Consider the following 13,797-nt stretch of genomic DNA (forward strand, 5'->3'; position numbering starts at 1 on the left):
CGAGCGGGTCGCGGCGGCACAGCCGCCGCACAGCCGGCCGTGGCGCCGGCACCGTCGAAACCCCAGCGGCCGCGGCGCCGGCTACACCTGCGCCGCGTGCCGATCGTGCGCACAGTGCTGCTGCTGATCGTGGTGTCGGTGATCGCTCTGGTTGCGGGGGGCGCCTACTTCGACACGAAGCTGCACCGCGTCGACGCGCTGGTGGACTACGCGGGCCGGCCCGCCGACACCCCGGGCACCAATTGGCTCATCGTGGGCTCCGACTCGCGGCAGGGCATGACCGCCGCGCAGCAGAAGGAGTACTCGACAGGCGGCGATCTAGGCAACGGCCGGACGGACACGATCATGCTGGTCCACATCCCGCGGTCGGGGAAGCCGCTGCTGATCTCGATCCCCCGCGACCTGTACGTCCCGATCCCGGGGCAGGGCGACTACAAGATCAACGCCGCGTACTACTTCGGGGGCCCGCAGCTGCTGGAGAAGACGTTCGAGACCAAGTCGGGGGTGCACATCGACCACTACGCCGAGATCGGCTTCGGCGGGTTCGCCGACATGGTGGACGCGGTGGGTGGCATCCGGATGTGCCTGGACGCACCGCTGAACGACCCGGAGGCGGGCATCCGGCTCAAGGCCGGCTGCCAGACGATGAACGGCAGGACCGCGCTCGGCTACGTGCGCTCCCGCCACTTCCCCGCGGCCGACCTCGAGCGCGTGGTGCACCAGCGCGAGTTCCTGGCGGCGCTGATGCACAAGGTGACCTCGCCGAGCACGCTGATCGACCCGTTCGCGCTGTGGGGCGTCACCAAGGGCGCGGTCGACGGCCTCACCGTGGACAACGGCACCCACATCTGGGACATCATCCGGCTCGCCTGGGCGTTGAAGTCGTCCCCCATCACCGTCACCACCCCCACCGACGGCAACGAGGACACCGATGACGGCGAGGCGCTGGTGTGGGGTGCCAGCACCGACCGCTTCTTCGCCCTGATCCGCGCGGGCCGGCCGGTACCGTCCGACCTGCTGACCTCGGGACCCGGATGAGCAGCGTGCGCCGAGTAGGCTGGACACCGTGACACAGTCGTCTCGCGGGAACGCGCGGCCCCCGCGGAAGGGACGGCCGCCCAAGGTCAATCGCGAGCAGGTGGTAGCCGCCGCCGCCGAGATCCTCTCCACTGCCGGTCCGAGCGCGTTCAGCATGCGAACCCTTGCCGCGAAGCTCGACATCAGCCCGATGGGTATCTATCACTACTTCGACTCGAAGAACGACCTCCTCGGGGCGGTCCTCGAGCACCAGGCGTGGGACACACCCGACGTCGAGCTGCCGGACGAGCCCCGCGAGCGCCTCGTCGAGATCGGTGTCGCCGTGGTCGACCACCTCACGGCCCACTCATGGGTGGTGGACGTGCTGGCCGCCAACGAGGCCCTCGACACCCACACCGGTCGCCTGTTCGACGACTTCTTCCGAACCGCGGCAACGCTCGGCGCAGACCATGCCGCCTGCATCGATGCGGCGCAGGGGGTGTGGCGGATCGTGCTGGGCGAGGCGATCGTGCGGTCCGGCGTCGCGGCGCGCGCGGCGCGCAACGTCCCAGCCTGGTTCGACAGCGACGCAACCCCGCCGGCCGGTGCCGCCGACATGGCCGACCTGTCCGCGACGATCCCGCTCTACACCGCGGCCACCGCGGCCTACGACGTGCGCCGAACGCTCCGCGACCTCTTGAGCGCCGCGATCCCGGGATCCGACACCGATCCCTCGCCCTAGATCGACACCTGCCGGCCCCGGATGCCGTCCCGCGAGCGCCGCTGCTCGGCGGTGAGCTCGGAGTCGTCGGCCAGCGCCTCGGTCAGCCGCTCCCCGAGGGCGACGGTGCCGGGCACCCACTCGTTCGGATGCGACTCGCGGTCGACGTCGAAGACCGGCACCAGGACACCGTCTGCGCGGAACGAGCCCGCGAACCGCGAGCCCTCGCCCAGCGTGAGGCCACCGGCCGCGTGCACCCGCGCGAGCGCCCTCATCAACTCGTCCTCGTCGGCCGGGTGGACCCAGCGGACGTGCGCCTTGGAGCCGGTGTCGGCCCACCACGGCGCGCCCACCACGCCCGCGTCGAGCCGGGCGGCGGGCTGCACGAACGAGTTGGCGTTCTGCACCAGCTCGGCCGTCTGTGGGTCGGGCTGCACGCCCTCGGCGATCCACCAGTCGAACGAGGTGTGCACGGTGACGTCCAGGGTGGCGTCCGCGGTGAGCAGTGCGGTCAGGTCGCCTCTGCGCACATCGGCGAGGGAGTCGCCTGCGGCGGCCGAAGCGGCGAACTCGACGGCACCCGCGAGGCAGGACGCGGGGTCGCCGCCCTGCGCCTGCGTCTGCAGTGCGGCGTAGCCGACCACGGCGTCGCCCTCACGCCGGGCCAGCGCCTGCGAGGCGCCCGGCAGCACCGTCGCGACGCGCACCTCGCGGGCGTCGGCAGCCGCGAGCGGTAGCTTCGCCGTAGCGGACGAGACGAAGTTCCGCAGGGCGATCAGGTCGCACTCGGCGGCGAGTCCCGCGAACGGGCGGGAGGTCCCGGACGAGGTGTCCGCGATCCGGGCGCGCCGGGCGGCCAGCTTCTCGGCACGGTTGCCGCCGGGACGGGGGGTGGCGTTGCGTTCTCTTCTGCCCATGGGGCGCCAGCGTACCGGTCAGCCGGTGGCGAGCCAGGCGCGGGCGCGCGCCGGGTGGTTGGTGGCGATCTGGTCGACACCCAGGCCGCAGCACATCGCGAAGTCGGTCTCGGAGTCCACGGTCCAGCAGTAGGTGGACCGGCCCGCCGCCCGCGCCTTGGCGACGGTGTCGGGCCGCTCCCGCAGCGACGTGATCGACGGGCCGATGCCGTGCGCACGCACGGCCGTCGCCGCGCCACCGCCCAGCAGGTGGGACGCCTCGCCCAGCAGCACGGTCGGGATCTGCGGAGCGTTGCGCCCGATGCGCCACACCGCCGACGCCGAGAACGAGATGACGGTGACGGGGTGATCGGAGGCGCCGGGATCGGCGAGGCCGTGGCGGTGCAGCGTCGCGACCAGTTTCTGCTCGACGAGCGCGCCGAAGCGCACGGGATGCTTGGTCTCGACGAACAGCTGTACCCGGCGGGGCCCGCCCGTCGTGAGCTCGATCAGCTCGTCCAGGGTGACGACGGTGGCGGGCACCCCCGCCTTCCACGACCCGAAGTCCATGGCGCGCAGGTCGGCCAGGTCGAGCTCGGACACGGCTCCCGTGCCGTCGGAGGTCCGCTCGACGGTGCGGTCGTGCAGACACACGAGGTGCTGGTCGCGGGTGAGGCGCACGTCGCATTCGATGGCGTCGGCGCCGGCTGCGACCGCCGCCTCGAATGCCGTCATGGTGTGCTCGGCGTGATCGCCGCTGGCGCCGCGGTGCGCCACTATGCACGGCGCGCGGCCGATCACGCCGCCCTCATCGATCGGCCAGCACCCACCGTGTCCCCGTCTCGTCTGCGGTCTCCCCGGTCGGACGGGCGTCGGACAGGCGCGCCGCCAGCACCCGAGTACCGGCGAGGAACGCGGCGGCGAGCACGTCCACCACCGCGGTGAACGCGACACCGTCGGCCGTGTGCTGCAGGTCACCGCCCACCATGCACCAGGCCACGCACCCCACCGTGACGATAGTGAGGACGATCCACCCCGCCCACCACCAGCGGATGAACAGTCGGAGGCCGTCCGCGCGGTCGCGTGTGCGCAGGAGTTCGAGCAGCAGCAGCGGGGCGGAGACGAAGCCGACCACCGGCACCACGCACCCGGCGACGACATGCCACGCCGGGCGCGGGTCCTGCTGGTCCAGTCGCGCGTACGCGGACCGGCGCTGTTCCACCAGCCAGCAGCCGAGCACGAGTGCGGCGGCGGCCACCGCCGCCCAGGCGAGGACCCCGGCCAGCAGGGCGGCACCGTCGACGGCGATCGCGGACCAGCCCGGCACGAGGCGGGTGCGGTTGAGCATCAAGAGGAGATAAGTCGCCACCTCGGTCGCTGCGGCGATGAGGAGGATCGCGACGGCGGCCCACAGCACGGCGGGCATCGACGCGGCCCAGCGGGCCGTGGCGACCGGGCGCACGGCGAGGGGAGGCGTGAAGTCCTGCCGCAGGCCCCAGCGCGGGAGGTATGCGTAGCGCGGGGTCGGCCGCTGCGGGATGGGCGGCGACGGTGGCGGCGGCAGTGTCTCCGGCGGGCGACGCGCGGTCCAGCGCAGGCGGTACCCAGGGGGGAGGGCGCGTCCCCGTCCCGGCATCAGCGCCCGCCCGTCCCCGGGACGGTGCCGGGCGGGCCTTCCTGGCCACCGTCGGTCACCACCGGCCGGCCGGCGCCGACCCAGGCGATCATGCCGCCGTCCACGGCCACCGCCTCGATCCCGTTGACCTCGAGGTACCGCACGGCGCGCTCCGACCTGCCGCCGCCGTGGCAGATGACGTAGAGGTCGCGGTCGTACTCGATCTCGTCGAGCCGGGCGGGTAGGTCGCCGAGCGGGATGTGGACGGCACCCGGCGCGTGGCCCCGAGCCCACTCGTCGTCCTCCCGAACGTCGAGCAGCAGGATCTCCGCAGGATCGGGCACGTCGGCGGCAGGCACCCCGGGTCCGGAAGGAGCGTTCATGTGACCAGTGTGGCACGCCCATGAGACGTGACGCCCGCCACTTCTGTGGATAGACGTCGAAATCGATCCACAGTTTCCACAGGGTCATCCACAGCTTGAGGTCGGTCCGAAAGACCGCCGATCAGCGGTAATGACCACGGCTGTGGATATGACCAGTCGTGGACAGGCACGTCCATTCACAGGCCGTAGCGCGCCCACATGCCCCGGTCCGACAGCGCGGTCACCGCCCCGGCCAGCGCGTCGCCGACCGCCGCGGATCCGCCGCTCATCAGGCGCGCGACCAGCGGCTTCGGCGTGTGGATCAGCTGGATGGATGCGTCCGGGTAGCGCTCGACCAGCACGGATCGCAGCGTTCCGACACCGTCGGCCAGCCCGAGCGCGACGGACTTCTCCCCGATCCACACCTCGCCCGTGTACAGATCGGGGGTGTCGGCCAGCCGCTCACCCCGGCGCTCGCGCACCCAGGCGATGAACGCCGTGTGGAGATCCGCCTGGATCCCGTGCACCCACTCGACGTCCGCGTCACGCACCGGCTCGAACATGTCGAGGCGGTGCTTGGCGTCACCCGCCGTGTACACGCGCCGCTCGAGTCCCACCTTGCCCAGCAGGTCCACGGCGCCGAAGCCCGCGGAGATCACGCCGATGGATCCGACCAGCGACGTGGTCGCCACGAAGATCTCGTCGGCCGCGCAGGCGAGCCAGTACCCGCCCGAGGCCGCGAGGTCCTCGCAGAACGCCAGCACCGGCAGATCGTGCTTCTCGGCGAGCTGCCGGATCCGCAGGGCCAGGTACTCGGACTGCGCCGGCGAGCCTCCCGGGCAGTTGATCGCGAGCGCCACGGCGCGTGCGTCCTCGGTCTTGAACGCGCGGCTGAGAACACTCTCGAGCTGGGTGTGGTTGAGGCTGCCCCGCGCGCTGCCACGCCCGAACTGCGCGGCGATGGGCCCCTCGAGGCGCACCACGGGGATCACGCCGCCGGTCTCTCGGCCCAGCACGGTCTTGGCCCTGTGGACCGCGTTCTGCGCGGCGTCCTGCAGGTCGGAAACGATCGAAGTCATGCACCGACCGTACCGACGGCGGCGCCCGCGACGTGGGACGGACGCGGGCCGGTCGAACCTACGGCGCGAGCGGCGAACCGGGCAGGTTGCGGGCCACGGTGAACGCCACCGTCACGATGCCGGCCCCGATCAGCCACGCGCGGGACATCGGCGGGCCGGCGATCCGCCGCCCGAAGGCACCGGCCAGCCACGCGCCCCAGGCCCACAGGGCCCAGACCGCGAACGGAACGAGGAGGGCGTTCGACGAGACGGCCGCAGCGAAGTGTCCGTGCACCGCGTCGTTCACACCGCGCAGACCTCCGCAGGCAGGGCAGTAGATCCCCGTCGCCGCATAGAGGGGGCACAGGCCCCAGCTGCCGTGCACGTGCGGGTCGCGGAAGTACAGACCGACGGTGACCGCGCTCACCCCGGCAGCCGTGAGCAGCGGGCCCGCGGCCGCCCACAGCCCGCGCGTGGGTCGGGCGCCGACGGGGCGGGTGTGGACGGTCACGCGATCCAGGGTATCCCCGAGGACCCGAGGGCCACGGCCAGGACGACGCACGCGATCGACACCACGGCGTCGGCCAGTGCGAACAACCACGCGTTACGACGGCTGAGCAGCTTGAGAACGGCGTGGAACCCGAAGGTCGTACCCACGACCAGGGACACGATCAGCGACAGGGTGATCACGTCGAAGGCGTGATCACCGCAGGCGCCGCCCACGCAGCGGTTGAGGCCCGGGAACGCCGCAGCGGCGAACATCAGGTTGAGGAGGGTGGCGATCACGGACACGCCGAGCAGGGTGGTGGCGACGGCGATGTCGGTGCGGGTCTGGCGGCCGGCGACGATGGTGCGTACCCGCCGGGCCGGATCGCTCACCCGAGGTCGCCGGGTGACGCCGGCCTTGGTGCTCATTCCGGTCATGACCACCACTATCCAGGAGGACGGTCGCCGATCCAAGCATCAGCGATAGGCGAGCCGCGTCGACCTATCGCACGGTCGCGCATTTCCCCAGGTCGTCACGCCACGACTGAGCGTCGTATTGTATTCGTCACAGCATATTACCGATCGCACATATATCGACAAAACGCCCTAACCGTCGAATGCGACCCCGGCGGCGGCGTGGCAGCGGTACCCGCTCGGATTCTTCGCCAGGTACTGCTGGTGGTAGTCCTCCGCCCAGTAGAACCGGACGAGCGGGCCGATCTCGGTGGTGATCGGGTCGTCGATCCCGGCCGCGGCCAGACGGCGCGCGTAGTGCTCGGCGGTCGCCTCGACGCCGCCGAGCTGCGCCTCGCTGGTGGCGAACACCGCGGAGCGGTACTGCGTGCCCACGTCGTTACCCTGCCGCATCCCCAGCGTGGGGTCGTGACTCTCCCAGAACACCGCGAGCAGCCGTTCCAGGGACACCACCGCGGGGTCGAACACCACCAGTACCGACTCCGCGTGGCCGGTGCGCGCGGTGCACACCTCCTCGTACGTGGGATTCGGGGTGACCCCGCCCGCGTATCCGGCGGCCGTCGTGTACACGCCCGGCACCCCCCAGAAGATCTCCTCGATCCCCCAGAAGCACCCGCCCGCCAGCACGATCGCCTCGAGTCCGTCCGGGAAGGGCGGCTGCAGCGGGTGACCGTTGACGAAGTGAACAGCCCCGGGCGCGAGTACCGGGGTGTCCCGTCCCGGAAGCGCCTCGTCAGGCGTGATCATGCGCGTCTTGTCGGACCGGCTGCGCAGGACGTCCTCGAACCACGACATACCAGGAACGCTACGCCGGAACCCTCGCCCACGCCCCGTCGCCACCGTCGGGCAGCCCGCCCGGTCGCCGATCCGGGACGGGCGTCTATGATCGTCATCACAACCGCGGCGGTGTGACCTCATTCACAGGTGAGACCCGCCACGCAGGCTGGACAGACGAGGCGATACGAGAGAGGGGCGCGACAGGTGTCATACGAACGCCGCCACGGCTCGGCCGACAGCAACGTCGTGCATCTGAACCACTCGTTGATGCGGGCCCTACTGTGGTGCGCCGTCGCGCTCGCGGTGCTCGTCGTGATCATCGCACTGTCCTGAGCACGGCGTCGGCGCAAACCTCAACCCCGCTTCATACGCATTCCGTGTAGCTCATTGCGGAACCATTCCAGATAAGAAAAGCTGGGTTGGTACGACCGATCACACATCAGTGGGCGCAGGCGCGCCCGCGACAGGAGGCAACCCGTGGCTGAATACACCCTTCCGGATCTCGACTACGACTACAGCGCCCTGGAGCCCTACATCTCCGGCGAGATCATGCAGCTGCATCACGATAAGCACCACGCGGCGTACGTCAAGGGTGCGAACGATGCGATCGCTCAGCTCGCCGAGGCCCGCGAGGACGGCAGTATCGCCACCAAGGCCCCCCTGCTGAGCAAGAACCTGGCCTTCCACCTGGGCGGCCACACCAACCACTCGGTCTTCTGGAAGAACATGTCGCCCGACGGTGGCGACAAGCCGGTGGGCGACCTGGCCGCGGCCATCGACGCCGAGTTCGGCGGCTTCGACAAGTTCCAGGCGCAGTTCAACGCGGTCGCGCTCACCCTGCAGGGGTCGGGCTGGTCCATCCTTGCGTACGACCACATCGGCCAGCGGCTGGTGATCCAGCAGCTGACCGATCAGCAGGGCAACATCTCCGTGGGCCTCACCCCGCTGCTGCTGCTCGACATGTGGGAGCATGCCTTCTACCTGCAGTACAAGAACGTCAAGGGCGATTACGTCAAGGCTTGGTGGAATGTCGTGAACTGGCCGGACGTGGCGGCGCGCTACGCCGCCGCTAAGGGCTGACACCACCCACGCGACAGGGCTGATCACCCGTACGCAGGCCACGGCCGTCCATCCGCACCGGCGGATGGGCGGCCGTCGCCGACTCTGCGGCAACCCGTGCACACGTGTTGGGTTCGCCTGATCCGCGCTCTGCGGTCAGCCACGCCGGCGCCACCAGGCTCGCCAAAACTATTGGTGCAGCGGCACATTCATCATAATCCGGGTTGCGCGCACGACCTACCCACCGGTAGTGTCGATAGCGCACGAAGGGGAGTAGCCCACAATCGCGCGGTCGACACACCGGTGGACGAGACTTTTGTGCCATCGCGCGGTCCGACAGTCGGGGCCGTGTGGCACACGTCTACCCGGGAGGTCTCGCACATGCTCACCGCAGTCGCCCTCGGATTCGTCGTGGTGTTCGTGGCAGAACTCGGCGACAAGTCCCAGCTCATGGCGATGACGTTCGCCGTCCGGTATCGCTGGTGGGTGGTCCTGGCCGCGATCACCGGTGCGACCGCACTGATCCAGCTCGTGTCCGTCGTGGTCGGTGGCACCCTCGGCGACACGATCCCCGCCGGGCTCATCCCCGTCATCGCCGGCCTCACCATGCTGGCGTTCGCCTTCTGGACCTGGCGCGGCGAGGGACCCGACGACGAGGACGAGCAGAGCGAGCCCGTCGGCAGCCGCTCCGCATTCCTCGTGATCACCTCGTCGTTCCTGCTCGCCGAGCTCGGCGATCGAACGATGCTGGCGACCGTCGCCCTCGCGACCGGCCACGACGCCGTCGGAGTGTGGCTCGGTTCCACCGTGGGCATGGTGCTGGCCGGCGCGCTGGCGATCGTCGTCGGCGCCCTGGCCGGGCACCGGATCCCCGAGCGGGCGCTGTCGGTCGGTGCCACGCTGCTGTTCTTCGGATTCGCGGTGTGGACCCTCACCGAGGCCTTCACCGGCCTGCACTCGACGACCGCCGTGACCGTACTCGCCGCGGCGATCGCCGCCGTCTGCCTCGTGGGGCTGACGCTGGTGTGGCGCGCCCGCAGTGCCCGGATCGCCGCAGCCGAGGTCCCGGACGAGGCGGGCATCCCCATTCACTAGGGTGACGGTGACGACACGGGCGACGAAGCGGCCCGCGTCACACGAAAGGGGTACAGACAAGTGGACGTCTCCGGGTCCTCCGTCATCGTCACCGGCGCCGCCTCCGGGCTGGGTGCTGCGACCGCCAAGCGATTCGCCGAGGCCGGTGCCTCCGTCTTCGGCCTCGACCTCCAGCAGTCCATCGACAAGGCGTCCGCGGTACCCGGCGTCACCCTGGTCCCCACCGACGTCACCGACGAGGGCCAGGTCGTCGCGGCCGTCGCCGCCGCCGCGGAGGCCGGGCCGCTGCGCGTCGCCGTCAACTGCGCGGGCATCGGCACCGCCGGCCGCATCCTGTCCAAGAAGGGCCCGCACAGCCTGGATCTGTACAAGACGATCATCAACGTCAACCTGGTGGGCACGTTCAACGTGCTGCGCCTGGCCGCAGACCAGATGAGCAAGCAGGACACCGCCGATGAGCAGGGCACGCGCGGCCTCATCGTGAACACCGCCTCGGTCGCCGCGTTCGAGGGCCAGATCGGCCAGATCGCCTACGCGGCATCGAAGGGCGGAGTGCACGCGATGACCATCTGCGCGGCCCGCGACCTGGCGCAGTTCGGCATCCGCGTGAACACCATCGCCCCGGGCACCATCAACACCCCCATGCTGGCGGGCGTCACGGACGAGTTCAAGAAGACCCTCGAGGCCGGGATCCCGTTCCCGCAGCGCCTCGGCGAGCCGCAGGAGTACGCGCAGCTCGCATTCTTCCTCGCCGAGCACGACTACATCAACGGCGAGACCATCCGCATGGACGGCGCGCTGCGCATGGCGCCGAGGTAGTCCCGGGCTCCGCCCGGTCACACCTCGAGCGCACAAGATCAGGCATGGCGCCGAGGTAGTCCCGTGCTCCGCCCGGTCACACCTCGAGCGCACAAGATCAGGCATGGCGCCGAGGTAGTCCCGGGCTCCGCTGTCAGGCCGACGGCACCGTCGCCGGCGAGGCGGCCGCTACCTGGTCCGAGAGGAGCAGGAGCGGCGCCGCGTCGTCGTCCACGGTGTTCCCCTCGGGCGGCAGCACCATCCGGGTCTCGCCGGTCGCGCCTCCCGCCTCCCGGTAGACCGCTATCGCGGCGCGCAGCACGGCGACATCGAGGTCGGCGCCCAGACTCCCGAAGTCGTCGGGCAGCATCGGGCTGAGTTGTACCAGGACGTCCCGGATCTCGACGACCCGACGTTGGTACACGAGATGCACGTCGGTACGCCAGCCACGCCGGTCGACCGGTAGGACGATGCCGGGCAGCGCACCCGTCAGCTCCCGCCACAGGGGGCCCAGACGTCGGTAGTTGCGCCGGTGCAGATTGCGGTACCGGGCGGAGACGACCAGGCCGCGCACGCCGGGGTAGCAGATCCCCGCGATGAACAGCAGCACCCCGACGATCATCACGATCCGCGACACCGTCAGCACCGGCGGCAGCGACGCGACGTGCAGCAAGTTCACCACGATGAATACGACCTGCAGCAGGGAGCCGACGGAGACGCCCGCCATGCCGGCGGCGATCAGCCGCAGCGAACGCGTGAGATAACCGCGAGAGAACGGCATGAGCTGGGTGACTGAGAACACACAGTCGGCGAGCCCGAACACCAGATATCCGCCGGCCACGACGAAGAACACCGCGAGCCCCACCTCACGGACCGTGAGGGCGTTGAGCGCGGCGGTGCGCAGGGCGCGGGGCGTCACCGTCATCGCCAGTGAGAGCCCGACGACGGCGACCACCAGCGGGATCGCCTCGAATCCGGCCCGGCGCTGCCGGGACGACTCGGTGGGGCCGTAGAAGAAGGTCACGGCCATCGCTGCGACGCCGAGGACGATCAGGGCGTACCCGGCGACGCGGGAGAAGCCGACGACGGTGATGCCGTCGGCGAGCCTCCCGAACGTGCGGTTGAGCAACAGCGGGGACAGCGTCAGCGCGCCGATCGCGATAGTCATCGCGATGGCCTGCACGCCTTCGCGTGCGCGGATCAGTCTGTGGATGCGCCAGCACAGAACCAGAGTGAAGAACGCGACGCCCACCACGTTGAGGACGTTCACAACCACCGGGCGTGGCCCCCCAGCGCGCGTTGTATGCCGCGAAGGCTCGAATGCCTGGCCGCCGAGCCCGCGGTCGCGTTGGCCTCGGCAGCCCAACCGAGGATGATCGATGCGATCATCTCGGCCTCCCACTCGCGACCATCGTCATAGCAGGTGCGGTGGAGCGCGTCGGCCGTCGCCTCGGCGGGCATGTCCCCCGCGCCGTCGGCGGCATCAGACGGATCCACCAGCTGATGTCCGGCGATCAGGTGCCCGAACTCGTGGATGATGATCTGGTCGCGGTGTACACGGGTCGTGTTGGCCTGGTGGAAGAAGTAGTCGGCGTCCTCACCGACCAGCCACACGCCGTTCGGCGCGCCGGCGGGCATGGGATGACCGAGCACCGCGATCGGTCGACCGCGTTGCTCCCCGTAGCGCTGACACATCTGCACGGCGTCGAAGGGCAGGTCGAGCTCGAGACTCTTCAACTCGCGCTCACACAGCCGACGCAGCGACTTCGGAGTCCGCATCCGCCTCCTCGCCGATGAAGCTGTCACCAGCGAAGGGGTCCCAGGGGACTAGCTGTCCGCACCCTCCGCCTCGCGAGAGTCTACGGGAAGTTCCGGCGGGTCGGCAGGCAGCCCCTGCTGTACCCGGAGGACCTTGATCAGCTCGTTCACCATGTTCACGGAGTCACCGGACAGCCCGGCGAGCCGGAAGGCCGCCATCTGCACCTTGGTGTCAGCCTGAAGGCGCATGAGGTGGATCTGGTCGCGGGTGCGCTGAGCGGCCTCGTCCTCGAGGAAGTAGTGCACGTCCACCCCGAACGCCGCGGAGATCCCCTCCACGGTGCGGAACGAGGGTGACTTCGCCTTGCCCGAGCGCAACTGGCTCAGGTACGACTCCCCCAGCCGGAAGCCGAGCGCCGTGGAGCGTTGAGCGATCGCTTTGGCGGTGAACGCCCGACCGTTGGGCCCCGGGACGGTCCGGAACAACTCCTCGAGCCGGCTGGCGAACAGCCCCTGCCCGACGAGGATCTGATCACCGTCGAACTCGCCGCCGTTCATCGGCTCGTGTTCGTGGATGTCCGACATGTGCCACCTCTCTGATCCCAAGGCACCTCACACCGCAGTCGAGATTATCGACCTAGGTTGTGTCCACTGTAGCGTAGTTTGCCAGCCGCCACATTCCCTTTGCGATAAGGGAATGCCGATGTGCCCTCAGGTATATTTTGACAACCGAGGCCAGAACAACTCATGAGAGGTACCACTTTGACCGAATCGCAGCGCCGCGCCCCGCGCCGGAGGCGCGTTGTCGCAGGTGCGGCGTTCAGTGCTGCCGCATTCTGCGCCATCGTGCCCGCGGCACCCACCATGGCACAACCTGTTGCAGATTACACACCAGGGACTGGCGTGTCGGCCGATGTACCCGCATTTTTCGGTGGCGGAGGCGGCTCTGGGCACGGCGGTTCGACCGGCGGTAGCTCCGGGCACAGCGGGCCGGGCGGGGGTTCGAGCAGCGGGGGTTCGAGCAGCGGGGGCTTCGGCGGCTCGGGCTTCGGCGCGTCAGGCTTCGGCGGCCACTCGGGCTTCGGCGGATCGGGTTCCGGCTTCGGCGGCGCGGCGGGCTCCGCGGGGACGATCGGCTCGACGATCGCGGGCAGCGCAGCACGCGCCGGGTCGTCCCTGTTCGCCGTAGGCGAGCACGCACTCGGTGGCGGCAGCGGCCTGGGTGGCGGCAGCGGCCCCGGCGGTGGCGGTACCGGTGGCGGCGGTACCGGCGGCGGTACCCCCGGCGGCGGGAGCGGGCTCGGCGGCGGTACCTCCGGCACAGGAGGCGGACTCGGCACCGGAACCAGTGGTACCGGCGGCGAGCTCGGCAGCACCGGTGATACCGGCAGTAGCGCGATCACGGGCAACCACGCCGGGTCCGGCAGCGTTCCCGGCTCGCCCGGAGCACCGATCAGCAACCGCGGCGCCAGCGGCGGGGGCGGCCAGACCGGGAGCACCGGGGGGACTGCCCACGCGTCCGACTCGGGCTCCTCCGGCTCCAGCTCGCCCGGAACCGTCGGATCTCCGGCTGCGCCGGCCGGAGCGGGCGCCGCACCCCCCGCGGTAGGTGGCGGCGCAGGTGCGGGCGGTGCCGCGGGAGCTCCGGCCCCCGCACACCACGCCCCCGCACACCACGCCC

17 protein-coding genes and 1 pseudogene are annotated in these 13,797 nt (G+C 70.5%); 7 read left to right on the plus strand and 11 right to left on the minus strand.

Features of this window, described 5'->3' with window-relative positions; genetic code table 11:
- The coding region (locus ABD908_RS23680; RefSeq protein ID WP_345000664.1) for an LCP family protein at nt 1-1,038 on the plus strand (1,038 nt) is incomplete at its 5' end.
- 28 nt (nt 1,039-1,066) lie between these two features.
- Nucleotides 1,067-1,759 carry a TetR/AcrR family transcriptional regulator gene (locus tag ABD908_RS23685; protein ID WP_345000666.1) on the plus strand — a complete coding sequence of 231 codons (693 nt, stop codon included), beginning with the start codon at nt 1,067-1,069 and terminating at the stop codon, nt 1,757-1,759.
- Here ABD908_RS23685 and ABD908_RS23690 read toward each other — a convergent pair.
- From ABD908_RS23690 to msrA, 8 genes are all read right to left on the minus strand, one after another.
- Nucleotides 1,756-2,655: a DUF5926 family protein gene (locus ABD908_RS23690; protein ID WP_345000668.1), complete on the minus strand. Its 900-nt coding sequence runs from the start codon at nt 2,653-2,655 to the stop codon at nt 1,756-1,758. The two genes, ABD908_RS23685 and ABD908_RS23690, sit on opposite strands and share 4 nt — an antisense overlap.
- A gap of 18 nt (nt 2,656-2,673) precedes the next feature.
- Complete coding sequence (locus tag ABD908_RS23695; protein WP_345000670.1) at nt 2,674-3,435, minus strand: glycerophosphodiester phosphodiesterase; 762 nt, start codon at nt 3,433-3,435, stop codon at nt 2,674-2,676.
- A gap of 7 nt (nt 3,436-3,442) precedes the next feature.
- Nucleotides 3,443-4,270, minus strand: coding sequence for a DUF4328 domain-containing protein (locus ABD908_RS23700; protein ID WP_345000672.1), 828 nt, complete (start codon nt 4,268-4,270; stop codon nt 3,443-3,445).
- The gene (locus ABD908_RS23705) at nt 4,270-4,632 is read right to left on the minus strand and encodes a rhodanese-like domain-containing protein (protein ID WP_345000674.1); all 363 of its coding nucleotides are present in this window, start codon (nt 4,630-4,632) and stop codon (nt 4,270-4,272) included. The genes ABD908_RS23700 and ABD908_RS23705 overlap by 1 nt, the downstream gene beginning before the upstream one ends.
- A gap of 176 nt (nt 4,633-4,808) precedes the next feature.
- Nucleotides 4,809-5,690, minus strand: coding sequence for a S49 family peptidase (locus ABD908_RS23710; protein ID WP_345000676.1), 882 nt, complete (start codon nt 5,688-5,690; stop codon nt 4,809-4,811).
- A 58-nt stretch (nt 5,691-5,748) separates the two neighbouring features.
- Nucleotides 5,749-6,180, minus strand: a complete 432-nt coding sequence (locus ABD908_RS23715) for a DUF2752 domain-containing protein (RefSeq protein WP_345000678.1) — start codon at nt 6,178-6,180, stop codon at nt 5,749-5,751.
- A complete protein-coding gene (locus ABD908_RS23720) occupies nt 6,177-6,593 on the minus strand; it encodes a hypothetical protein (RefSeq protein WP_345000680.1) in 417 nt (138 codons plus the stop codon). Before ABD908_RS23720 ends, ABD908_RS23715 begins: the two co-directional genes overlap by 4 nt.
- Nucleotides 6,594-6,761: 168 nt before the next feature.
- Nucleotides 6,762-7,424: a peptide-methionine (S)-S-oxide reductase MsrA gene (gene msrA, locus ABD908_RS23725; protein ID WP_345000682.1), complete on the minus strand. Its 663-nt coding sequence runs from the start codon at nt 7,422-7,424 to the stop codon at nt 6,762-6,764.
- A gap of 186 nt (nt 7,425-7,610) precedes the next feature.
- Here msrA and ABD908_RS23730 point away from each other — a divergent pair, with 186 nt between their 5' ends.
- The 4 genes from ABD908_RS23730 (at nt 7,611) to ABD908_RS23745 (ending at nt 10,379) form a co-directional block, all read left to right on the plus strand.
- Complete coding sequence (locus ABD908_RS23730) at nt 7,611-7,739, plus strand: hypothetical protein (protein ID WP_345000684.1); 129 nt, start codon at nt 7,611-7,613, stop codon at nt 7,737-7,739.
- A 144-nt stretch (nt 7,740-7,883) separates the two neighbouring features.
- Entirely contained in the window at nt 7,884-8,486 is a 603-nt protein-coding gene (locus tag ABD908_RS23735; RefSeq protein ID WP_345000686.1) for a superoxide dismutase, read from the plus strand.
- A 360-nt stretch (nt 8,487-8,846) separates the two neighbouring features.
- Nucleotides 8,847-9,560: a TMEM165/GDT1 family protein gene (locus ABD908_RS23740; RefSeq protein WP_345000688.1), complete on the plus strand. Its 714-nt coding sequence runs from the start codon at nt 8,847-8,849 to the stop codon at nt 9,558-9,560.
- A 60-nt stretch (nt 9,561-9,620) separates the two neighbouring features.
- Complete coding sequence (locus ABD908_RS23745) at nt 9,621-10,379, plus strand: SDR family oxidoreductase (RefSeq protein ID WP_345000690.1); 759 nt, start codon at nt 9,621-9,623, stop codon at nt 10,377-10,379.
- Between the two features lie 133 nt (nt 10,380-10,512).
- Here the strand turns inward: ABD908_RS23745 and ABD908_RS23750 are convergent, their stop codons facing one another.
- Genes ABD908_RS23750 through ABD908_RS23760 form a run of 3 tightly spaced genes read right to left on the minus strand, consistent with a single transcriptional unit; the run spans nt 10,513 to nt 12,674 of the window.
- Nucleotides 10,513-11,634, minus strand: a complete 1,122-nt coding sequence (locus tag ABD908_RS23750) for an MAB_1171c family putative transporter (protein ID WP_345000692.1) — start codon at nt 11,632-11,634, stop codon at nt 10,513-10,515.
- Entirely contained in the window at nt 11,625-12,137 is a 513-nt protein-coding gene (locus ABD908_RS23755) for a hypothetical protein (protein ID WP_345000695.1), read from the minus strand. The genes ABD908_RS23750 and ABD908_RS23755 overlap by 10 nt, the downstream gene beginning before the upstream one ends.
- Before the next feature lie 48 nt (nt 12,138-12,185).
- Nucleotides 12,186-12,674, minus strand: a complete 489-nt coding sequence (locus ABD908_RS23760) for an XRE family transcriptional regulator (RefSeq protein WP_345000697.1) — start codon at nt 12,672-12,674, stop codon at nt 12,186-12,188.
- 345 nt (nt 12,675-13,019) lie between these two features.
- Between ABD908_RS23760 and ABD908_RS23765 the strand changes: the two are divergent.
- Nucleotides 13,020-13,797, plus strand: a pseudogene (locus tag ABD908_RS23765) (PGRS repeat-containing protein); the annotation flags it as partial.

This window comes from Tsukamurella soli (genome assembly GCF_039541155.1).
Classification (GTDB): Bacteria; Actinomycetota; Actinomycetes; order Mycobacteriales; family Mycobacteriaceae; genus Tsukamurella; species Tsukamurella soli.

Coding starts and splice junctions, on each gene's coding strand:
- ABD908_RS23710 (WP_345000676.1), bottom strand. CDS start 5,690: ATGACTTCGATCGTTTCCGACCTGCAGGACGCCGCGCAGAACGCGGTC.
- ABD908_RS23700 (WP_345000672.1), bottom strand. CDS start 4,270: ATGCCGGGACGGGGACGCGCCCTCCCCCCTGGGTACCGCCTGCGCTGG.
- ABD908_RS23760 (WP_345000697.1), bottom strand. CDS start 12,674: ATGAACGGCGGCGAGTTCGACGGTGATCAGATCCTCGTCGGGCAGGGG.
- ABD908_RS23705 (WP_345000674.1), bottom strand. CDS start 4,632: ATGAACGCTCCTTCCGGACCCGGGGTGCCTGCCGCCGACGTGCCCGAT.
- ABD908_RS23720 (WP_345000680.1), bottom strand. CDS start 6,593: ATGACCGGAATGAGCACCAAGGCCGGCGTCACCCGGCGACCTCGGGTG.
- ABD908_RS23690 (WP_345000668.1), bottom strand. CDS start 2,655: ATGGGCAGAAGAGAACGCAACGCCACCCCCCGTCCCGGCGGCAACCGT.
- ABD908_RS23755 (WP_345000695.1), bottom strand. CDS start 12,137: ATGCGGACTCCGAAGTCGCTGCGTCGGCTGTGTGAGCGCGAGTTGAAG.
- ABD908_RS23740 (WP_345000688.1), top strand. CDS start 8,847: ATGCTCACCGCAGTCGCCCTCGGATTCGTCGTGGTGTTCGTGGCAGAA.
- msrA (WP_345000682.1), bottom strand. CDS start 7,424: ATGTCGTGGTTCGAGGACGTCCTGCGCAGCCGGTCCGACAAGACGCGC.